Here is a 20,195-nt window from a genome sequence, read left to right as displayed (position 1 = left end):
GGTCTCCTTAGCGCGAGTAGGGCATCATCGGGCGAACGATCTTGGCATCCGCCTCGGAGAGGACGGTGGTGCCGCGCGCGTCGCGGATGAATTTGGTGGAACGTTTGATCATACCGTGGCGCTTGCCCGCCTGGCCGGCTTTGATCTTACCCTTGGCCGTCACTTTGAACCGCTTTTTGCAGCTCGACTTTGTCTTCATCTTGGGCATTTCGGTCTCCTTCATTCGGAAATTATGCGCACGACTCGGCATGCCACTTCGGCCGGCCGCGCGATGGAAAGCGCCGTATAGGATGCCTTGCGACGAAAGCCAAGCGCAAATGCGCCGCAAGGGAGCGATCAGATGAACCGGCTGACAACCCGGTAGAAAACCTCGGGCAATTCATCGACGGTATAGCCGCCCGCGCGGCTTGAGACCGCAAAAACCACCAGTCCGCCGCCGATCAAAACGGCAATGGCCGCGGCCCGAGGGGCGCGGCCATCCGATATGGCGGATACAATCGATGGAAGCGCGAGAACGGACACAATCACGCCGATCACGAGTGCCAAATCTGAATCCATAAAAGTCTCCCTATCTAATGTAGGGAAGATTTACTCCGGATCAGTATTGTAAATCAAACGCTCATCGCAGGGCGCAACCCGCAGGATGTTGGTGGTGCCCGAAACGTTGAACGGCACGCCCGCAGTGACCACAATTTGATCATGCTCTGTAGCCAGACCCGAGGACCGTGCCGCCCGTGCTGCCGAAACAACCGCCTGCTTGAACCGCTCCATGTCAGCCGTGACAACACAGTAACAGCCCCATGTCAGCGCAAGCCGACGTGCGGTGCGCAGATGGTTGGTCATTGCAATGATCGGCACCCGCGGCTTTTCGCGCGACACCAATGCGGCCGTCGTGCCCGAGGAGGTGAAGCAGCAAATTGCTTTGATGTCCGTGGCTTCGGCAATCTCACGCGCGGCGGCAACGATGCCGTCGGCGATTGATTTACGCTCGATCCGGCGGCCGGCTTCGATCACGTCGGTGTAGGTGGGGTCGCTCTCAACCTCAACCGCGACGTCGTCCATCGTGGTGACGGCCTCGACCGGATAATCACCAGCGGCGGATTCCGCGCTGAGCATGATGGCGTCGGCACCTTCATAGATGGCGTTCGACACGTCCGACACTTCGGCGCGCGTCGGCACCGGGCTGTCGATCATGCTTTCCAGCATCTGCGTTGCCACGATCACCGGCTTGGCGGCGGCACGGCATTTCTTCACCAGACGTTTCTGGATCGGCGGCACATTCTGCACCGGCAGTTCCACGCCAAGATCGCCACGGGCCACCATGATACCGTCGGAGGCATCAAGAATTTCATCAAAATCGCGCACGGCGGTGGGCTTTTCGATCTTGGACAGCACAGCGGCGCGGCCATCAATCAGATCGCGCGCATCCCAAACGTCTTTGGCACGCTGCACAAAGCTCAGCGCAATCCAGTCCACACCCAGCTCGCAGGCAAATTCCAGATCGCGACGGTCTTTATCGGTCAGCGCGGCCAGCGGCAGCACGACGTCCGGCACGTTCACGCCCTTGCGGTCAGAGATGGTGCCACCGGCAACCACCACGCAGTTGGCATAATCCTTGCCGCAGTCTTTGACCCGCAGGCGAATCTTGCCGTCGTTGACCAGCAGATGCGAGCCCGCCTCAAGAGCGGCGAAAATTTCGGGGTGCGGCAGGCAAACGCGGGTGGCGTCGCCTTCGGCTTTGTCGAGATCAAGGCGGAACATCGCGTCCTGCACAAGCTCTTCGGAATCCTTGGCAAATGTGCCAACGCGCAGTTTCGGACCCTGCATATCGGCCAGAATCGCGATCGGGCTGTCGAGATCTTTCTCGACTTTACGGATGATCGCGTGGCGAGCGGCCTGTTCTTCGTGGGTGCCGTGGCTCATGTTGAGCCGGAAAACATCCGCGCCTGCCTCGTGCAGCTTGCGGATCATGGCGTAATCGCTGGACGCCGGTCCCAGGGTGGCAACAATCTTAACTTTGCGGTCGCGCTTCATGGCTCGTAGGCCCTTTCGTAGCTTGCGGATTTATCGCAGAAAAGGTGCGATGTTATCGCTAACGTTGTTCACTCGCTCTATGCCCGATTTCGCCCTCGCAGGCAAGCGCCGGGCGCGGTACACATCCCCCGGTTACATTACAAAGGGATGACATGAGCTTCCACCCCTATTGGACAGAAGGTGCAGATCGGCCCGGCCGCTGGCTGATCACCAGCGATCACGCGACCAACGTTGTGCCGCCGGATGTGAACGGCGGCGACCTTGGCATTTCGCCCGCCGATATGCGCCGCCACATCGCCTATGACCCCGGCGCTTTGGGGGTCACCCGATACCTCGGAGAGCTGCTGAATGCGCCCGCGCTGTTCGCCAATTTTTCGCGGCTGGTGATTGATCCGAACCGGGGCGAAGACGACCCGACCCTGCTGATGAAGCTTTATGACGGCACCCTCATTCCCGCCAACCGCCACGCCGATGCCGCCGAGGTGGAACGCCGGCTGAACGCGTATCACCGCCCCTATCATGCCGAGTATTACAAGCTTGCCTCGCGCCGCCCGGACACGGTGATCTGTGCGGTGCATTCCTTTACGCCGCAGCTTCAGGCGCGTCCGCCGCGGCCCTGGCACATCGGCATTCTGCACGCGCATGATGCCCGCCTCGCCGCGCCGCTGACCGCACGGTTACAGCAGGAACCCGACCTCGTTGTTGATGCCAATGTGCCCTATTCCGGGCACTTGCCTGGCGACAGCATTGAACGCCATGCGCTGGCGATGGGCCTGCCCAACATCCTGATAGAGCTGCGAAATGATCTGATCGCCGAAGAGGCAACGCAGCGCGCTTGGGCCGAACGGCTTGCCCCGATTTTGGCCGAAGTGCTCAACCAGACCGGGCTGTAAAGCCGTCGCTCAGGCCGTGGGAAACAGGGTGTCGCATAGGCGGATTGCGGCCCCCTGCAACAGCCCCTTGCGCCCCATCGCCTCGTCGAGGGTCATCCGCACCTTGGGCGCATGCACCGCAATCGCGGCGATAAACCGCCCCGCCGGATCGGTAACCGGCACCGCAATCGCCACCATGCCATCGAGGAATTCCTCACGGTCGAGAGAGTAGCCGTTTTCGCGGATTGTCTCTAGCTCGGCCAACAGCGGCTCTGGATCGGTCATCGTCTTTTCGGTCATGCTTATCAACTTCAACGACGTGACAAACCGGTTGCGCGCGTCGGGGGCGAGACTGGACAAAAAACATTTGCCGCTGGCGGTGCAATGAAACGGCACGTGGGTGCCAATCGGCAGCTGGATGCGAAAGGCCCAATCGGTCTCGACCCGGTCGATATACTTCATGCCGTTGTCGCCGGGGCGCACAAAATTGACCGTCTCTTCGACCTCGTGCGACACCTCCTGAAGGATCTGGTGGATCTCGATATGGTCGCGTGAGTTGTACAGCAGCCCGGTCCCAAGCTCGCGCAAACGCCGCGACACCTGATACCTTCTGTCGCTGCCATATTGCGTTAAAAAGCCGTTTTCCTCGAGCGTGGCACAGAGCCGATGGATGGTCTGCTTTGGCAAACCAAGGCCCTCGTTGATCTCGGTGGCCGTCATCGCACGGTCACTTTTCCCAAGAATTTCAAGGATCAGCAGTGTTCTGAGGTTGGTCGGTATCCGCGCGCCGTCGGCCATTTGTGTCTTCTTGCTCAAATTGTTTATGGACTTGCCTGCGAATCACTGTAGCCTGCACTCGACCCAAAAATCGAGACCAAAAGTCTCATTAATTTCACTTTCGGAGGCTTATGGAGTACGATTTCGTCATCGTCGGCGCAGGTTCAGCAGGCTGTGCCCTTGCGAACCGCCTGTCAGAGGACGGTCGCTTTGCGGTCGCCCTGCTGGAGGCTGGCCCGCGCGATACGAATCCGTGGATCCATATCCCGGTGGGCTACTTTCGCACGATGGGCAATCCGCGCTCGGATTGGCGGTATCGCACCGAGCCGGATCGCGGCATTGCCGGGCGTTCGATTCCCTGGCCGCGTGGGCGTGTTCTTGGCGGATCAAGCTCGATCAACGGGCTGCTTTATGTGCGCGGGCAACCGCAGGATTATAATGGCTGGGCGCAGGCGGGCTGCACCGGCTGGGGCTGGGATGATGTGCTACCCTGCTTCAAACGGGCCGAAACCTGGGGCGGCGAAAACCCCGACGGTCTGCGGGGGCGCGATGGCCCACTGTCGGTGCAAACCTCGCGGCTGCGGCGCGACATTGTCGATCACTGGATCGAGGCGGCGCAACAGGCCGGCTATCGCAAGACGCCCGATTACAACGGTGCCGATCAGGAAGGCGTGGGATATTTCCAGCTGACGATGAAACGCGGCCGCCGCTGTTCTTCGGCCGCCGCCTATCTTCGCCCGGCGCGCGGGCGCAAGAACCTGCATATCCTCACCGGTGCCGTGACCGAAAAGCTGTTGATCACCGATGGCAAGGCCGACGGCGTGCGCGCCCGCATCAAGGGCAAATTCGTCGACATTTTTGCCCGCCGCGAAGTGATCCTGAGCGCCGGGGCCATTGGCTCGCCGCAGATCCTGATGTTGTCGGGCATTGGCGATGTCGATGCACTGCGCCCGCATGGCATCGAGTTGCTCGCCGATCTCAAGGGCGTTGGCCGCAACCTTCAGGACCATCTACAGGCCCGCCCGGTGTTCAAAACCGATCTCAGCACGATCAATGTCGAAGCCAACAATGTCCGCAAACAGCTTCGGATCGCGCTGCAATATGCGCTGACCCAGTGCGGCCCGATGACAATGGCCGCCAGCCTCGGCACAGGTTTCCTAAAGACCGAGCCGCATCTGGCGACCCCCGATATCCAGTTTCACATCCAGCCGTTCAGCGCCGACAGCCCGGCAGAGGGCGCACATAAGTTTTCCGCCTTCACCGCCTCGGTCTTGCAACTGCGCCCCGAAAGCACCGGCCATCTCGAGCTGCAATCCGCCAGTATTGATGACCATCCGGCGATCCACCCCAATTACCTTGCCACCGAAACCGACCGGCGCACGCTGGTCAAAGGCATCCAGATCGCCCGCCGCATCGCCCGCACTGGCCCGCTGCGCGACCACATCACCGAAGAGCACGCGCCGGGCAAAGGCGTGGCGTTCGAGGACACCGCCGCAACGCTGGACTGGGCCCGCCGCACCGCGACCACGATTTATCACCCCACCGGCACCTGCAAGATGGGCATCGACCCGATGGCAGTGGTCGACCCCCGCCTTCGGGTACATGGCATACGCGGATTGCGCGTGGCCGATGCCTCGATCATGCCGCAGATTGTCAGTGGCAACACCAACGCGCCCGCGATCATGATCGGCGAACGCGCGAGTGATTTCATTTTGCAAGACGCGCGGGCCTGACGGCCCCACAGGAATTCCGGTGGCCCTTTGGGAGGGGGGTCATCGGGATACGAAAACAGCCAAGGTCGCCTTCACCTTGTGCTTGAGAATAAATAGACCGGGGGCAACACATCAAGGGAGGAGAATTGATGTTCAATCTCAAGACATTGGCAATGGGTGCCGCGGCCTTGGCCCTGACGGCAACTGCTGGTCTGGCCCAAACCACCATTCGCGTGCAATCGGTGATCCCGGCGCAGGCCGACGAGGTGCATATGCTCGAGGATTTCGCCGCAGACGTCGCGGCGCTGACCGGCGGGTCGCTCACGATCGAAGTGCTGCCCGCAGGCGCGGTTGTCGGCGTACGCGAGACATTGGATGCGGTCGACAGCGGGCTGATCGAGGGCGGCTTTGCCTGGACGCACTATTGGTCGGGCAAGCACCCGGCGGCGATGCTGTTCGGCTCGCCCGTTGCAGGCGCTGGCGTCGGCATCGACAACATCGCCTTTGTCTCGTGGTTCCAATATGGCGGCGGCAAAGAGCTGTATGACCAACTGTGGGACGAGATGGGCATGAACGTCAAAGGCTTCATGCTCCAGCCAGTTGGCCCCGAGGCGCTGGGCTGGTTCAAGGAACCGATTGAAAGCATGGCGGATTTCCGCAAATACCGCTTCCGCACGCCTCCGGGCATCCCCGGCCAGACCTACAAAGACATCGGTGTCGCTTCGGTGGCGATGGGCGGCGGGGACATCCTTCCCGCGCTGGAAAAAGGCACGATTGATGCGGCGGAATGGTGCTGCCCCAAGCCGGACTCTGTGTTCGGTTTCCAGAAGGTGCTGAAGCACTACTACCTGCAAGGTCTGCACCAGGTCGTGGTGAACGCCGATCTCTATATCAACGGTGATGTGTACGAAGGGCTGACCGATCTGGAGAAAAAGGCGCTGGAAGTGGCGGCAAATGCCTCGCTGTCGAAATCCATGTCCTATCGGATCTATGAAAACGGCAAGGCGTTGAAAGACCTGACCGAAAATCATGGCGTCATCCTGCACGACACCCCCAAGGACTATTTTACCGAGTATATGGCAGCGGCTAAGGCGGCACTCGAATCCAATGCTGCCGATAACGAGTTTTTTGCCGAAGTTTGGCAAAGCCAGAAGGATTTCGCCGCGGTTGCGGTGCCCTTCTGGGCCGGGGCACAGACCTCAAATGCCAACCTAGGCCGGGCTTTTGCCGATAGCCTGAAATAATCAGGTCCGAAACCTGATGAAAGCCCCGGCCCGTCCGGGGCTTTCGCTTATACGCCAAAGACAAGACAGGGACGGGTCGCATGGCCGACGAGGTAATTCCCGACGCACTCGACATCACGGATGAGTTGATCGCTGAACGCCGCGCCGAAGAGCCCGGCCAGACGCCAAGCGATATGACCCCGTGGCAGCGTCCGATCACCGCCACCATCGACGTGATCAACCTTTGGGCCGGGCGCATCATCTGCGTGCTGATGATCCCGCTGATCCTCGCCATCGTATACGAGGTGTTTTCGCGCAATATGTTCGCCGTGCTGACCGAAAACGGCATGAACGAACAGGCAATTGCCTGGGGCTTTGGCCCAACGCTCTGGGTCTATGACATTGCCCGCATGCTCGGCGGTGTACTGTTCATGGCCGCCGCTGGCTATGCGCTGATGCGCGGCGTCCACATCCGCGCCGATTTCCTTTATCGCAACTGGTCGGACAAGACGCAGGCCACCGTCGACGCCGTGCTCTACATGGCGTTCTACATCCCCGCGATGCTGTTTTTCACTTGGGTTTCAACGGAATACTGGCTCAAGGCCTTTCTGTCCGGCGAACAGGCCAGCGACAGCACCTGGGCCCCGCTGCTCTGGCCCGCGCGTCTGGCGATGCCGGTCGGGGCCTTCCTTTTATTGCTGCAAGGCCTGCCCGAACTGTTCCGCGCCTTTCACAAGATGGGCAAGGACCGCGAGGCCAAATTCCTGCGCATCCTGCCGTTTTACGGCGTCGCTTTGGCCATCGTCACCGGCGCGGTGTTCTTCCCGGATATCGTGCCGATTTCGGACTGGTGGAAAGACGCCTTTGGCCGCGAAGGCCTGTTCAACGTCGCCAAACCCACCATCGGGTTGATTATGCTCGCGGTGATGCTGTTCGCCATTTTCATCGGATTCCCGATCTCGTTCACCCTGATCTTCCTTGGCTTTGTTTTCGGCACATGGGGCGCGAATTTCAAACTCGCCACCTTTCTGATGACGTTGCAAACCAACTCGGTGATGCTGTCAGATCAACTGGTTGCGGTGCCGCTGTTCATCTTTATGGGCATCGTGATGGAGAAAGCCGGGCTGATGGAACGCCTGTTCCAAGCGGTGCAGATGATGATGAGCCGCACCCGAGGCGCGCTATTCATCGCGGTGCTGTTCGTCTCGACCATCTTTGCCGCCGCCACCGGCATTGTTGGCGCGTCCGTCACGATCCTTGGCATTATGGCCGCCCGCACGATGAACAAATCGGGCTATGATGTGCGGCTTGCGGCGGGCACCATCACCGCTGGCGGCACGCTTGGCATCCTGATCCCGCCGTCGATCATGCTGATCGTCATGGGTCCGGTGCTCGAAGTCCCGGTGACAGACCTCTTCCGCGCCGCGATCCTCCCCGGCGTGATGCTGGCCGGGCTGTATCTGCTGTATGCGCTGGGCCGCTGTTGGCTTAACCCCAGCCTCGGGCCGATCCTGCCGCCCGAAGAACAGCCCGTCACATCGCGGTTTTACCTGCTCGAAGTCATCCTTGTCATGGCCTCGCTGGTCATCCTGATCTGGCTGATCACCCGTGGCCTGACCCATGGGTTTGGCTTCTTTTTGGGCGGGCTGATTGTGCCGCTGGCATGGATCGGCGTGATGTTCGCGGTTTATGTCTGGATGCGCAAAATCCGCCCCGGCGGCTTTTATTTCTCCGACCTCTGGTATGAGTTCTTCATGGGCCTCGTGCCGCCCACCGTGCTTATTGCCTTTGCCCTCGGCTCGATCCTGGCAGGCTGGGCCACCCCTGCCGAAGCCTCGGCCTGCGGCGCGTTCGGCGCGGTGCTGCTCTCGATGCTCTATCGCAAATTCACCATCCCCGGCCTTTACGATGCACTGATCAAAAGCCTTGAGATCACCGTGTTGATCATGTTCCTCGTCGCGGCGTCGAACTTCTTTGGCGCGGTGTTTTCCAACCTTGGCACGCCCAAGATGCTGACCGAGCTGCTTTTGTCGCTCGATATGTCGCCGGTGCTGATCCTGATGCTGATCATGGCGCTGATCTTCCTGCTCGGCTGGCCGCTGGAATGGGTGCCGATCGTGCTGATCATCGTGCCGATCCTGATTCCCACCGTCACCTCGCTCGACCTCGGGTTTGAGAACCGCAACGACCTGATGATCTGGTTCGCGATATTGGTCGCAGTCAATCTTCAGACCGCGTGGCTTTCTCCGCCCGTGGCGCTGTCGGCCTATTTCCTGAAAGGGGTGGTTCCGGAATGGGATTTACGTGACATTTACCTGGGCATGATGCAGTTCATGGTGATTCAACTGATCGGGTTGATCCTGATCTTCGTCTTCCCGCAAATCGCGCTGTGGCTGCCGAATTACATCTACGCCAACTGATCGGCCCGACCGCGCACAAAGGTAAAGCCCCATGACCCAGCCGCGTTCGATATTGTCCTACCTGTTCTGGCCGCTGATCGTGACGGCCATCGGCATCGCCCTGTCCGGCTGGCTTGGCTGGGCGACGGTTGGCACGGTGAACGGCGTGATGTCCTTTCTGTTGATCGGCATCGTGCTGGCCACGCTGGAGATTGCGCTGTCGTTCGACAATGCCATCGTCAACGCCAACAAGCTTGAGGAGATGACACCGGTCTGGCGGCAGCGTTTCCTGACCTGGGGCATTCTGATCGCGGTGTTCGGCATGCGGATCGTGTTTCCGCTGGCCATCGTGGCGATTTTCGCATGGGTAAATCCGTTTGAGGCGGTGCGCCTCGCGCTCGCAGACCCAGAAGAGTATTCGCGGATCATTTCCGGCGCACATGGCTCAATCGCGGCCTTTGGCGGCACCTTTCTGATGATGGTGGCGCTGAACTTCTTTGTCGATCAGGACAAATCCATCGACTGGATCGGCGTGGTCGAGCGGCGCTTGCGCAAATGGGGCTCGGTGCGCGGTTTTGAAATTGCCTTTGTGCTGGTCATCGTTGTGCTGATCGCCCGCGCCCTGCCCGCCGATCAACAGGCCACGTTCCTGCTGTCGTCGATCATGGGCTTGCTGGTATTCACCATGGTCGACGGGCTGGGCACCTACCTCGACCGCAGCGAAAGCGAGAAAAACCACGACGCCGCCCGCGGTGGCATGGGCGCGTTCCTCTATCTCGAAGTGCTGGACGCGAGCTTTTCTTTCGACGGCGTGATCGGGGCCTTCGCCCTCACCTCGAACATCATCCTGATTGCCATCGGTCTGGGGGTCGGCGCGATGTACGTGCGGTCGATGACCATCATGCTGGTCGACAAGGGCACGCTGAAACAATTCCTCTATCTGGAACACGGTGCCTTTTATTCGATTTTTGCGCTGTCGCTGATCATGTTCCTGCAATCGCTGACCCATGTGCCGGAGACGATCACCGGCTTTGTCGGCGTCGCGCTGATCGGGTTGGCGCTTTACTCTTCGGTGCGTCACAATCGGCGCGAAGACAGACAGACCAAAGCTTAAAAGGATCGGTGCATGCCCCGCGAATATCTGAAAAAGGCTGATCTCACGCCGGAAACGACTGAGGTGGAAACCCACGCGGTGGTGAAGGGCATCCTTGCCGATATCGAGGCGGGCGGCGACGCCAAAGCGCTTGAGTATGCAGCGAAATTTGACAAATACGATGGCAACGTCCTGCTGACGCCGGACGAGATTGAAGCGGCCTGCGCGCAGGTGTCGGACAAGATCAAAGCCGACATCCGCTTTGCCCATGACAACGTACGCAAGTTTGCCGAGTTGCAGAAAAGCACCCTCAGCGATGTCAAAACCGAGCTGACGCCGGGCTTTGTCACCGGGCAGAAGGCGATCCCGGTGGCGGCGGCGGGCTGTTATGTGCCCGGCGGGCGCTATAGCCACATTGCCAGCGCCATCATGACGGTGACCACTGCCAAGGTCGCGGGCTGCAAGCACATCACCGCCTGTTCCCCGCCCCGCCCCGGCGTCGGCGTCAATCCTGCAATTGTCTATGCGGCGCATATTTGCGGCGCGGACAAGATCATGGCGATGGGCGGGGTGCAGGGCGTCGCGGCGATGACCTACGGGTTGTTCGGCCTGCCGCCTGCCAACATCCTTGTCGGCCCCGGCAATCAGTTCGTGGCCGAGGCCAAGCGCATCCTGTTTGGCCGCGTTGGCATTGATATGATCGCCGGTCCGACCGACAGTCTGATCCTTGCCGATGGCGCGGCCGATGCGCATATCGTTGCCACCGATCTCGTCAGTCAGGCCGAACATGGCTACAATTCGCCGGTCTGGCTGGTGACGGACAACCGCGCGCTGGCCGAAGCGGTCATGGCCTATATCCCCGGAATGATCGCCGATCTGCCCGAGCTGAACCGCGACAACGCCGCCGCCGCATGGCGCGACTATGCCGAGGTGATCCTGTGTGAAAACCGCGAAGGCATGGCCGCCTGTTCCGATGAATACGCCCCCGAGCACCTGACCGTGCAGGCCGCCGACCCCGATTGGTGGCTCGACCGTCTCACCTGTTATGGCTCGCTGTTTTTGGGCGAGGAAACCACCGTGTCATATGGCGACAAGGCCGCCGGCACCAACCACGTTTTGCCCACCTCGCGCGCCGCGAATTACACCGGCGGGCTGTCGGTGCACAAATACCTGAAGATCGTCACTTGGCAGCGCGCGACCCGCGAAGGGTCAAAGCCCGTGGCCGAGGCGACCGCCCGCATTTCCCGGCTCGAAGGGATGGAAGGCCACGCCCGCGCCGCCGATGTGCGTTTGGCCAAGTATTTCCCCGATGAAACCTTCGATCTGACCGGGCAAGACTAAGCCTTATGCGAACAACCTAGATCCCCTGACACTGCCTGAAAGCAAAGATTATAACGCGTTAGGGGATGATTGGTATCGCAGGCAATTCGCGTAACGCTTTAAGCCAGCAAAGGAGACCCGCATGTACAACAAGCTACTCGTCGCCATGGCGCTTGATCACGGCATCTCGCCGCAGATGCTTGAGATTGCCAAGCTGCTGTGCAACCCCGGCGGCCAGATCAAGGCCATTCACGTGGTCGAGGCCCCGCCCTCAACCGCCAGCGCCTATCTGGGCAAAGACGCGATCCGACAGGGGTTTGAGCGCGCGCAGGCGCTGCTCAATGAAAAGACCGCCCACCTTGACGGTGTGACGGCCGAGATCGTGCGCGGGCATACCTATCGCACGATTGTGGAATATGCCTCGCAACACGCGATTGATTGCATTGTGATCGGCTCGCATAAACCGGATTTCAGCGATTACCTGCTCGGGTCCACAGCGGCGCGCGTCGTGCGACACGCGCCCTGTGCCGTGCATGTGTTTCGGACCTGACAGGCGTTAGCGGTTCTCAATCTCGCGCACGATCGAGAAAATGTTGTGCGGCAGGCGCGCGTTCTTGTCGAGTTCGCCAAGAATCACGGTCGTCTTGCCGCCGCCATCATCGTTGATCACCCACTGGCGAAGCTCAACCGGGTTGGCGGTGAACACCAGATCAATTGTGCCGATTTCCGGGCGCTTGGGATCGCGCGCGCGCACGGTTGTCGAGGTGCCGTCATAGCTGTGCTTGGTCACCATGCCGGAGCGCGCAAGATCAACGTTGTTGTCGAGGATCAGGTTCAGCGGCGTATCGCGCAGCGGATAGCGATCCGGCGCTTGCCGCGTTTTGCGGTCAAAGATCGCCACCTCGCCCGCCGAGGCCAGCACCAGCGCTTTGGCCGGCGGGTTATAGTCAAACCGCACCATGCCCGGCCGTCTGATCGAGATGTCACCGGTAGAAATGGTGCCGTCGTCGTTGATCTGGGTGAAGGCGCCTTTGGCCTGTTTCATCTGGTTAAGATAGCCCGACAACTGCCCAAGCGACAGCTTTTCGGCGGCGGCGGGAAGCGCGGCGAGGGATACGCCCAGCGCCAGAATCAGGGTCTTGAATGCACGCATTACTCTATGTCTCACTGGTTTCGTTTCACCAAGCATGACGCAAACCGCGTTGTTATGCGATATCACGTCACTTGCGTATAGATGTAGGGGCGCACCCCCACGTAGGCAAATCACCCTCGCGGGGTTTTGCTCAATTGAGCGTGAGAAACCCGGACAGATCGGGCCCGATTGGGCCAAATCACGCCTGCTCGGGCACCAGAATTTCGCGTTTCCCGACATGGTTGGCCGACGACACAACGCCCTCGTCTTCCATTTGTTCGACCAGCCGCGCGGCTTTGTTATAGCCGATGGCCAGCTTGCGCTGGATGTAAGACGTCGAACATTTGCGGTCCTTGATCACGATGGCAACCGCTTGATCATACAGCGCATCTTCGCCGCCGGTGTTGCCACCGGTGTTCAGCCCCAGCACCGCATCGATGTTTTCGGCCTTGTCGTCATCCGGGCCCTGCACCACGCCAGACACATAAGACGGCGGGCCAAAGGCCTTGAGGTGGTTGACGATTTCCTCAACCTCCTCATCCGAACAGAACGGCCCGTGACAGCGGGTGATTTTCGCCCCGCCCGCCATGTAAAGCATGTCACCCATGCCCAAAAGCTGTTCGGCCCCCTGCTCGCCCAGAATGGTGCGGCTGTCGATCTTCGAGGTAACCTGAAACGAAATCCGCGTCGGGAAGTTGGCTTTGATCGTGCCGGTGATCACATCAACCGAGGGGCGCTGTGTCGCCATGATCAGGTGGATACCAGAGGCCCGCGCCATCTGGGCAAGCCGTTGGATACAGGCTTCGATTTCCTTGCCTGCCACCATCATCAGGTCGGCCATCTCGTCGACGATCACCACGATATAGGGCATTTTGACCGGCTTGAATTCATCGGTCTCGAAAACTGGCTCGCCGGTGTCATCGTCAAAGCCGGTCTGCACGGTGCGGCTGAACAGCTCGCCCTTGTCGAGCGCGTCTTTGACCCGGCTGTTGTAGCCGTCGATGTTGCGCACGCCCATCTTGGACATCTTGCGATAGCGCTCTTCCATCTCGCCCACGACCCATTTCAGCGCAACAACCGCCTTTTTGGGGTCGGTCACAACCGGGGACAGCAGGTGCGGAATGCCGTCATAGACCGAGAGTTCCAGCATCTTGGGATCGATCATCACCAGCCGCAGATCGTCGGGCGTGAGCTTGTACAGCAGCGACAGGATCATCGTGTTGATCGCCACCGACTTACCCGACCCCGTGGTACCGGCAATCAGAAGGTGAGGCATCTTGGCCAAGTTGGCCACCATCGGCTCGCCGCCAATGTTCTTGCCCAGTGCCAGCGGCAGCGACCGGTTGCCATCGCCATAATCGCGGCCTGACAGGATCTCGCGGAAGGAGACCATTTCGCGCTTTTCGTTCGGCAGTTCGATACCGATCACGCTGCGGCCCGGCACCGTCGACACCCGCGCAGACAGCGCCGACATCGAGCGTGCAATATCGTCAGCAAGGCCAATCACCCGGCTCGCCTTGAGGCCCGGCGCAGGTTCAAGCTCGTACATGGTGACAACCGGGCCGGGGCGAACCGAGACGATCTCGCCCTTGACGCCATAGTCATCAAGCACCGATTCCAGCATCCGCGCGTTCTCTTCCAGCGCGTCGTCGGACAGCACATGCCGTTCTATATTGGTCGGATCCGCCAACAGCGCCAGCGGCGGCAGCTCATAATCCGTTTGCTTGTCGTCAAACGCGAGGCTGGGTTGGGCTTCGGCCTCGGCACGCCGCGACATGGGCGCGGCTTTGCGCACCGTTTGCTGCACCACTTTCTTGGGTTCGGCGGTGGGAATCCGGGTCGGCGTATAGGCGGCGGAGGGCGCCATATCGGCCTCGGTCACATCGTAATCGTCTTCGTCGCCCGAGTTAAGATACCCTGAACCGTCTTCGGCAAAGATATTCACCGGGTCGCGGTCATAGTCAGGCTCGGCAAGCTCGGCCACGGGGGCCGTCGGCGCAGGAACAGGGGTCGCCATCGGATCTGCCGCCATGATCGGCGCAATGGGGGCTGATTCCGGCATCGGCGCAGCAGCGCGCGGTGCGGCAGCGGCGGATATGCGCGGCTCAACCGCATTCACGCGCGGTGCCGCGGCGGCGGGGCGCGGTTCGGCAGCGTTCAGTCGCGGCGCAGGGGCCGCAGGGCGCGGGGCCTCGGCACTCAGTCGCGGCTCGGCGTGGCCCTGCGCGGGGGCGGTCAGCGGCGGCTCATCGGTGTGTGTGCCATGCGCAGGATACGACGCGGTCAGCGGCGGTTCGGCTTTCGTGACCGGGGCCGCCGGCGTCCGGGGCACATCCCGGAAGATAAGCGGATCGGGGCCACGTCCACGACCCTTGGTCAGCGGCGCAACTGATTCAATCTGAACCTCGGGGCTGCGGCGCACCCGGTCCTTGATCACCGAGCTGATCTTGGCCTTGATCCGGTCTTCCCCCGGCATCGCCACCTCATGATCTGGCCCAGCCATCTCAATCAATTCCGGCGAAGGCATCTCTTCGGGCCCGGGATCAGCGCGCCGGATCAGCGAGGGCATCCGCGCCAGCAAGCTGGGTTTTTCCGGCGTGCTATAGGCGGGCACCTCTTCAGGCACCGGCGGCACATAAGGCCGCGTGATCGCGGCATGGGCTTCCGTCGCCTGTTGTGCGGCCCAATCATCGGCCTGTTTGCGTTCTTCTTCGCGTTGCGCGCGACGTTCGGCCTGGCGGGTCTGCAACACATGTGCCGCGCCCAGCGCGCCTGTGGCCCCACGGCCCAGCACCTTGAGCAGCGTCGCATACGCCATGATCACGCCCAGCAACAGGAACCGCCCGATGGATTTCACCTCTGGCACGGTAAAGCCCAAAACAAAGGCCCCGACCAAAAGGATCAGCACGCCCATCACCAACGAAGCAAGCTTGACCACCAGCGAAGACCCGACCGGCAAGGCCGTCAGCACCGAACCCAGCACCGTATCGCCAAACAGCCCGCCCAGCCCAAAGGCATGCGTCCATTCCGGCCCCGGCACTAGCGTCGCGGCGTAAACGGCGGCCAAAGCAATCGCAATCGGCACAAAAATCGCGCGGCCCATCGCCCGGTCCGACCCGAGATGCAGCGCAAAGCGCCCGCCCCAGGCCAACAGCCCGACGGCCAGCCCCCAGCTTCCCCATCCCACAATCATGAACAACGGCGCGGCAATCGATGCCCCGGCGCGGCCCATCCAGTTTTGAACAGGCGCATCGGTGGCCGACATCCAGCTTGGGTCTTCCGGTGTGTAAGAGGCAATCATCGCAGCCGCAGCCAAACCCAACAGGATCAGCGCGATTCCGAAAAGCTCCTTGCCACGTTTTTCAACGGCGGCCTGAGTGTTGCTGTCGAGAAGCGGATCCCGCCCGCGTGCCTGAAATGCCATGTTTACCTCACCTGTACAGACAATCGCGCAGGCGAGTGAGCCCGCGACACATGTCCTTTATTGGGGCCACCATGGCGACCCGGATATATCCTTTGCCCGGATTGTCCCCGGCCACATCGCGCGACAGATAGGCCCCGGGCAACACCCGCACCGCCGTCTCTTGCCACGCCGTCAAAGCAGCGTCTTCGCCATCCTTCACCGGCAACCAAAGGAAAAATCCCGCCTCTGGACCGGCGTATCCCGGCACATCGGCGAAAATCTCGTCTGCCGCGGTGTATTTCTCCTGATAGAGCGCGCGGTTTTCCACCACATGCGCCTCGTCGGCCCAAACCCGCGCGCTGACCATCTGCAACGGCAGCGGCAGCGGCGTTCCCGAGTAGGCGCGCAATTGTTTGACCCGCGCAATGCTTTTCGGTCCGCCCGCGATGAAACCCGACCGCAGCCCCGGCAGGTTCGAGCGTTTCGACAGCGAATTGATCAGCACCACCCGCTCGGGGTCTGCGCCCATCTCGGCGGCAATCTCCAGCGCGCCGGTGGGCGGCGCATCGCGGTAGATCTCAGAGTAACATTCATCCGCGATGATGCGGAAATCATAGCGTTCGGCCAGAGCGATCAGTTCGCGCCAATAGTCCGCACTGGCAATCGCGCCCTGCGGATTGGCGGGCGAGCAGATATAGGCCATCGCCACCCGGTTCAGCACGTCCTCAGGCAGTCCGGCGTAATCCGGCAAATGCCCGGTGGCCTCGGTCGCGGGCACAAACATCGGCTCGGCCCCGACAGAAATCGCCGCAATCATATAGACCTGATAAAACGGGTTCGGGGTCAGCACGATGGGCCGCTGGCCGTTCTTTTCCTCGGGGCAAAGCGCCATCGCGGCGTTATACAGCCCCTCGCGCGACCCATTGAGCGGCATGATCTGCGTCTCGGCATCGAGCGTCACGCCGTAGCGGCGCTTTGCCCAATCCGAAATCGCGCCGCGCAGCTCGGGCGTGCCGTCATTTGGCGGATATTTCCCGAAACCGGCGATATTTTCGGCCATAACCTCGGCCACAAAGCCCGGAAAGGCATGTTGCGGCTCGCCAATGGTCATATGCAGCACATCGGCCCCATGCGCCGCTGCGGGTGCATGGGGGTCCAAAAGCGCCCGCAACCGCGGGAACGCATAGGCCGGAAGGTTCGAAAACCGTTCGGGGAACATGAGAATACTGCTTTTTCTGCCTCGGATACGGGGTCATTTATGCCCCATTTCCGCCCAAGGATAAGGCACCGCCTCGCCCTCGTCCAGAAAAAGGCGCGATGACGTAAGGCTTTGTGGCATTTGCGCCAATCCCGCCGCACTCGCGCCACACACCCGCTGCCTCCTTGGGCGGTTCGCCCTTATGACAGCGCCCGTTCCGCCGCCGCGCCCAACCGAAGCAACCGCGCCTCTGCCATCGGCGGGGCCAGCATCTGCAACCCGCAAGACGGCACCCCGGTCGGCAGGTTCAGCCCGCAACCGCCCATAAGATTGCCGATCCGTGTGTTGCGCAGCGCCAACAGATTCTCGGTCACGTAATACGCCGGGTCGGCCATCAAACGCTCGTAATCGGGGGGCAGATTGGCCGCCGTCGGGGTGATCACCGCATCATAGCCCGCTGTCGCCGCAAAATACGCCGCCTTGCACCGCGCCAGAATACCCTGCGCGACAAACAGATCGCTCGCGGTCGCCTCGGCACCGCTGCGGAACCGTTCCAGAATGGGCGCGAACATCTTGTCTGGCGCGGCTTCGATCACCGCGCCCCAGGTGCCATAGGCCTCGGGCGAATACAGAATCGCCGACAGCTCCAGCGCCTCGGCCACCTCGGGCACCTCAATCGCCTCGACCAGCGCCCCGGCCCCGCGCAACCGGTCAACCGCGCTTTCAAACGCCGCGCGCGGGGCCTTGCGCACCCCGTCCATCGCCACGGTTTTCAGCACCGCAAACCGCCGCCCTGTGAGCGATGCGCCGCGCAGGTCCACCGGCTTGCTGCCCTCTAAGATCGCCAACAAAAGCGCCGCGTCCTCGACCGTGCGCGCCAAAGGTCCGACGCTGTCGAAGGTCGGCACCAGCGGCACCACGCCTTTGCACGACACCCGGCCCACCGTTGTTTTCAACGCAACAAGGTCGTTCCACGCCGCCGGGATACGCACCGATCCGCCGGTGTCCGAGCCGATGCCCGCCGCCGCCAAGCCATAGGCCACCGAGGTTGCCGCGCCCGAGGATGACCCGCCCGGCACCGCCCCCTCGCCATTGATACAAGGCGGCGTCGCGGTGATCGGGTTCAGCCCCAACCCCGAGAACGCCAGCTCGCTCATGTGAGTTTTCCCGAGGCACACCAGCCCCGCCGCCGTGGCATTGCGCAACACCACCGCATCGCGGTCCGGCACCCGCCCGGCCAACAGCGCCGAGCCGGACTCGGTGGCCACGCCCGCGCTGTCAAACAGGTCTTTCCACGACACCGGCACCCCATCGAGCAGCGACAGCCGTTGCTCGGACTTCGCCCGCGCCGCCGCCGCCTTTGCCTCGGCCCGCGCCCGCTCTGACGTCACCCGCGCATAGATCACCGTGCCATGCTCATGGCCCGCAATCGCGTCAAGATAGGTGTCGGTCAGGGCCAACGGGTCAATCTCGCCCGCGCCAATTCCACGGCCCAGCTCTGCCGCCGTCATCCAAAGCCAATCCTGCATCTCGCGCCTCCATTTTTGCGGACGGTAGCGGCACCGAAGCGCATGGACAATCCCGCCCGGCGCGCCATATTCCCCATCATGATGTACGATAGCGATCTTCTGATTGTCGGGGGTGGGCTGAATGGCCCAATTCTGGCACTTGCGGCGGCTCAGGCCGGGTTTTCGGCTATTATAATAGACGCTCAAGACAGCACTGCCCAAAAATCAGACAATTTTGATGGCCGCTCTTATGCTTTGGCGCAGGCGTCCCAGCGGATGCTTGCCGCTTTGGATCTCTGGGGGCCGCTGGCCGCCCACGCCCAGCCCATGCTCGACATCAAGGTATCGGACGGGCGCGCGGGCGAAGGCCCCTCGCCGTTTTTCCTGCACTTCGATCACAATGAAATCGAAGAAGGCCCGATGGGTTATATGGTCGAAGACCGCTACCTGCGCCGCAGCTTGCAAGACGCCCTCGCCACAGCGCCCGGCCTCACCTATCTGCCCGGCGAAACCGTGATTGCCCAACATACCGACGCCAGTGCCGCCCGCGTCACGCTGGCCTCGGGCCGTACCCTGACTGGCCGGCTTTTGGTCGGGTGCGATGGTCGCAATTCCGGCACCGCTGCGCGCGCGGGCATCCAGCGCACCGGATGGGACTATGGCCAGACCGCGCTGGTTTGTGCCATCGCGCATGAACTGCCGCACCACGGCTGCGCGCATCAGTTCTTTATGCCCGCCGGACCGCTCGCCATACTGCCGCTGACCGGCAACCGAAGCTCGATTGTCTGGAGCGAGACCCACGCGCAGGCCGCCGCGATCAACGCGCTGCCGAAAGACGACTACCTCGCCATTCTGCGCCCGCGTTTCGGCGATTTCCTGGGCGAGATTTCCCTTGCCGGGGCGCGGTTCACCTATCCGCTGTCGCTCAGCCTCGCCAACAGCTTTGTCGGCGACCGGCTGGCGCTGGTGGGGGATGCGGCGCATGGGCTGCACCCGATTGCGGGGCAAGGGCTGAACGCGGGTCTGCGCGATATTGCGGCGCTGGCCGAGGTGATCACCGATGCCACCCGCCGGGGCGAAGACATCGCCAGCCCGCTGGTGCTGCCGCGCTACGCCGAATGGCGGCGGTTTGATACGGCCACGCTGGCCGGGGCGACGGATACGTTCAACCGCCTGTTCTCGAACGACAATCCGATCCTGCGTGCCGGGCGTGACATCGGCATGGGGCTGGTCAACGCCGTCCCCGCCCTGCGCCGCAGCTTTATCCGAGAGGCGGCTGGCCTGACCGGCGATCTGCCGCGACTGTTGCAAGGCAAAGCGCTGTAACCAACCCACGCACCAAGCGAAAGCCGCGCAATCGCCGACCCGTGGGGTGGCGATCCAACGGATTTGACAGCCACTTTATCTCTGCCTCACCGTAGATCTTTCATACAATGCGATGCCCTCACCATATCGCCGCCCCAAGGGGCGGGTCGGCGATTGCGCGGCGGCCTGCGGCCTTGATTCCGCGCGATAGATTGAACG

At 61.8% G+C, this 20,195-nt stretch carries 16 protein-coding genes; 8 read left to right on the top strand and 8 right to left on the bottom strand.

Features of this window, described 5'->3' with window-relative positions; genetic code table 11:
* Positions 1-7: 7 nt before the first annotated feature.
* The 3 genes from rpmI to pyk all read right to left on the bottom strand — a co-directional run bounded on the left by rpmI (position 8) and on the right by pyk (position 2,034).
* The gene (gene rpmI / locus ACW9UO_RS12875) at positions 8-208 is read right to left on the bottom strand and encodes a 50S ribosomal protein L35 (protein ID WP_457086203.1); all 201 of its coding nucleotides are present in this window, start codon (positions 206-208) and stop codon (positions 8-10) included.
* Positions 209-336: 128 nt separating this feature from the next.
* Positions 337-558 carry a hypothetical protein gene (locus tag ACW9UO_RS12870; protein WP_457086202.1) on the bottom strand — a complete coding sequence of 74 codons (222 nt, stop codon included), beginning with the start codon at positions 556-558 and terminating at the stop codon, positions 337-339.
* 30 nt (positions 559-588) lie between these two features.
* Positions 589-2,034 (bottom strand): pyruvate kinase, encoded by a 1,446-nt coding sequence (gene pyk / locus ACW9UO_RS12865; protein ID WP_457086201.1) that lies wholly within the window; start codon positions 2,032-2,034, stop codon positions 589-591.
* Positions 2,035-2,186: 152 nt separating this feature from the next.
* Between pyk and ACW9UO_RS12860 the strand changes: the two genes are divergently transcribed.
* The gene (locus ACW9UO_RS12860; RefSeq protein WP_457086200.1) at positions 2,187-2,927 is read left to right on the top strand and encodes an N-formylglutamate amidohydrolase; all 741 of its coding nucleotides are present in this window, start codon (positions 2,187-2,189) and stop codon (positions 2,925-2,927) included.
* A gap of 9 nt (positions 2,928-2,936) precedes the next feature.
* Here the strand turns inward: ACW9UO_RS12860 and ACW9UO_RS12855 are convergent, their stop codons facing one another.
* Positions 2,937-3,722: an IclR family transcriptional regulator gene (locus ACW9UO_RS12855; protein ID WP_457086199.1), complete on the bottom strand. Its 786-nt coding sequence runs from the start codon at positions 3,720-3,722 to the stop codon at positions 2,937-2,939.
* Positions 3,723-3,814: 92 nt separating this feature from the next.
* Between ACW9UO_RS12855 and ACW9UO_RS12850 the strand changes: the two genes are divergently transcribed.
* From ACW9UO_RS12850 to ACW9UO_RS12825, 6 genes are all read left to right on the top strand, one after another.
* Positions 3,815-5,416: a GMC family oxidoreductase gene (locus tag ACW9UO_RS12850; RefSeq protein ID WP_457086198.1), complete on the top strand. Its 1,602-nt coding sequence runs from the start codon at positions 3,815-3,817 to the stop codon at positions 5,414-5,416.
* Positions 5,417-5,544: 128 nt separating this feature from the next.
* Positions 5,545-6,639: a TRAP transporter substrate-binding protein gene (locus ACW9UO_RS12845; RefSeq protein ID WP_457086197.1), complete on the top strand. Its 1,095-nt coding sequence runs from the start codon at positions 5,545-5,547 to the stop codon at positions 6,637-6,639.
* A gap of 80 nt (positions 6,640-6,719) precedes the next feature.
* Positions 6,720-9,038 carry a TRAP transporter large permease subunit gene (locus ACW9UO_RS12840; protein ID WP_457086196.1) on the top strand — a complete coding sequence of 773 codons (2,319 nt, stop codon included), beginning with the start codon at positions 6,720-6,722 and terminating at the stop codon, positions 9,036-9,038.
* A gap of 31 nt (positions 9,039-9,069) precedes the next feature.
* Complete coding sequence (locus ACW9UO_RS12835) at positions 9,070-10,131, top strand: DUF475 domain-containing protein (RefSeq protein ID WP_457086195.1); 1,062 nt, start codon at positions 9,070-9,072, stop codon at positions 10,129-10,131.
* Between the two features lie 12 nt (positions 10,132-10,143).
* Positions 10,144-11,451, top strand: coding sequence for a histidinol dehydrogenase (gene hisD / locus ACW9UO_RS12830; RefSeq protein ID WP_457086194.1), 1,308 nt, complete (start codon positions 10,144-10,146; stop codon positions 11,449-11,451).
* A 121-nt stretch (positions 11,452-11,572) separates the two neighbouring features.
* Positions 11,573-11,980 (top strand): universal stress protein, encoded by a 408-nt coding sequence (locus ACW9UO_RS12825; RefSeq protein WP_457086193.1) that lies wholly within the window; start codon positions 11,573-11,575, stop codon positions 11,978-11,980.
* A gap of 6 nt (positions 11,981-11,986) precedes the next feature.
* Here ACW9UO_RS12825 and ACW9UO_RS12820 read toward each other — a convergent pair whose 3' ends face one another.
* The 4 genes from ACW9UO_RS12820 to ACW9UO_RS12805 all read right to left on the bottom strand — a co-directional run bounded on the left by ACW9UO_RS12820 (position 11,987) and on the right by ACW9UO_RS12805 (position 18,692).
* A complete protein-coding gene (locus ACW9UO_RS12820; protein WP_457086192.1) occupies positions 11,987-12,583 on the bottom strand; it encodes a LolA family protein in 597 nt (198 codons plus the stop codon).
* A gap of 178 nt (positions 12,584-12,761) precedes the next feature.
* Positions 12,762-15,986 (bottom strand): DNA translocase FtsK, encoded by a 3,225-nt coding sequence (locus ACW9UO_RS12815; RefSeq protein WP_457086191.1) that lies wholly within the window; start codon positions 15,984-15,986, stop codon positions 12,762-12,764.
* Between the two features lie 7 nt (positions 15,987-15,993).
* On the bottom strand, positions 15,994-17,184 hold the full coding sequence (locus ACW9UO_RS12810; protein WP_457086190.1) for an aminotransferase class I/II-fold pyridoxal phosphate-dependent enzyme: 1,191 nt from the start codon (positions 17,182-17,184) through the stop codon (positions 15,994-15,996).
* 179 nt (positions 17,185-17,363) lie between these two features.
* Positions 17,364-18,692, bottom strand: a complete 1,329-nt coding sequence (locus tag ACW9UO_RS12805) for an amidase (protein WP_457086189.1) — start codon at positions 18,690-18,692, stop codon at positions 17,364-17,366.
* A 42-nt stretch (positions 18,693-18,734) separates the two neighbouring features.
* Here ACW9UO_RS12805 and ACW9UO_RS12800 point away from each other — a divergent pair, with 42 nt between their 5' ends.
* Positions 18,735-19,997: an FAD-dependent monooxygenase gene (locus tag ACW9UO_RS12800; RefSeq protein ID WP_457086188.1), complete on the top strand. Its 1,263-nt coding sequence runs from the start codon at positions 18,735-18,737 to the stop codon at positions 19,995-19,997.
* The last annotated feature ends 198 nt before the right edge of the window (positions 19,998-20,195 follow it).

It is taken from the genome of Marinovum sedimenti (assembly GCF_054052205.1).
The sequence above is the reverse complement of the archived record's forward strand: the minus strand, read 5'-3'. Positions and strand labels throughout refer to the sequence as shown.

Bases quoted from the DNA above. Each gene is read 5' to 3' on its own strand.
- ACW9UO_RS12820 (WP_457086192.1), bottom strand. From the start codon at position 12,583: ATGCGTGCATTCAAGACCCTGATTCTGGCGCTGGGCGTATCCCTCGCC.
- ACW9UO_RS12810 (WP_457086190.1), bottom strand. From the start codon at position 17,184: ATGTTCCCCGAACGGTTTTCGAACCTTCCGGCCTATGCGTTCCCGCGG.
- rpmI (WP_457086203.1), bottom strand. From the start codon at position 208: ATGCCCAAGATGAAGACAAAGTCGAGCTGCAAAAAGCGGTTCAAAGTG.
- ACW9UO_RS12845 (WP_457086197.1), top strand. From the start codon at position 5,545: ATGTTCAATCTCAAGACATTGGCAATGGGTGCCGCGGCCTTGGCCCTG.
- ACW9UO_RS12840 (WP_457086196.1), top strand. From the start codon at position 6,720: ATGGCCGACGAGGTAATTCCCGACGCACTCGACATCACGGATGAGTTG.
- ACW9UO_RS12835 (WP_457086195.1), top strand. From the start codon at position 9,070: ATGACCCAGCCGCGTTCGATATTGTCCTACCTGTTCTGGCCGCTGATC.
- hisD (WP_457086194.1), top strand. From the start codon at position 10,144: ATGCCCCGCGAATATCTGAAAAAGGCTGATCTCACGCCGGAAACGACT.
- ACW9UO_RS12825 (WP_457086193.1), top strand. From the start codon at position 11,573: ATGTACAACAAGCTACTCGTCGCCATGGCGCTTGATCACGGCATCTCG.
- pyk (WP_457086201.1), bottom strand. From the start codon at position 2,034: ATGAAGCGCGACCGCAAAGTTAAGATTGTTGCCACCCTGGGACCGGCG.
- ACW9UO_RS12850 (WP_457086198.1), top strand. From the start codon at position 3,815: ATGGAGTACGATTTCGTCATCGTCGGCGCAGGTTCAGCAGGCTGTGCC.
- ACW9UO_RS12800 (WP_457086188.1), top strand. From the start codon at position 18,735: ATGGACAATCCCGCCCGGCGCGCCATATTCCCCATCATGATGTACGAT.
- ACW9UO_RS12815 (WP_457086191.1), bottom strand. From the start codon at position 15,986: ATGGCATTTCAGGCACGCGGGCGGGATCCGCTTCTCGACAGCAACACT.
- ACW9UO_RS12805 (WP_457086189.1), bottom strand. From the start codon at position 18,692: ATGCAGGATTGGCTTTGGATGACGGCGGCAGAGCTGGGCCGTGGAATT.
- ACW9UO_RS12870 (WP_457086202.1), bottom strand. From the start codon at position 558: ATGGATTCAGATTTGGCACTCGTGATCGGCGTGATTGTGTCCGTTCTC.
- ACW9UO_RS12860 (WP_457086200.1), top strand. From the start codon at position 2,187: ATGAGCTTCCACCCCTATTGGACAGAAGGTGCAGATCGGCCCGGCCGC.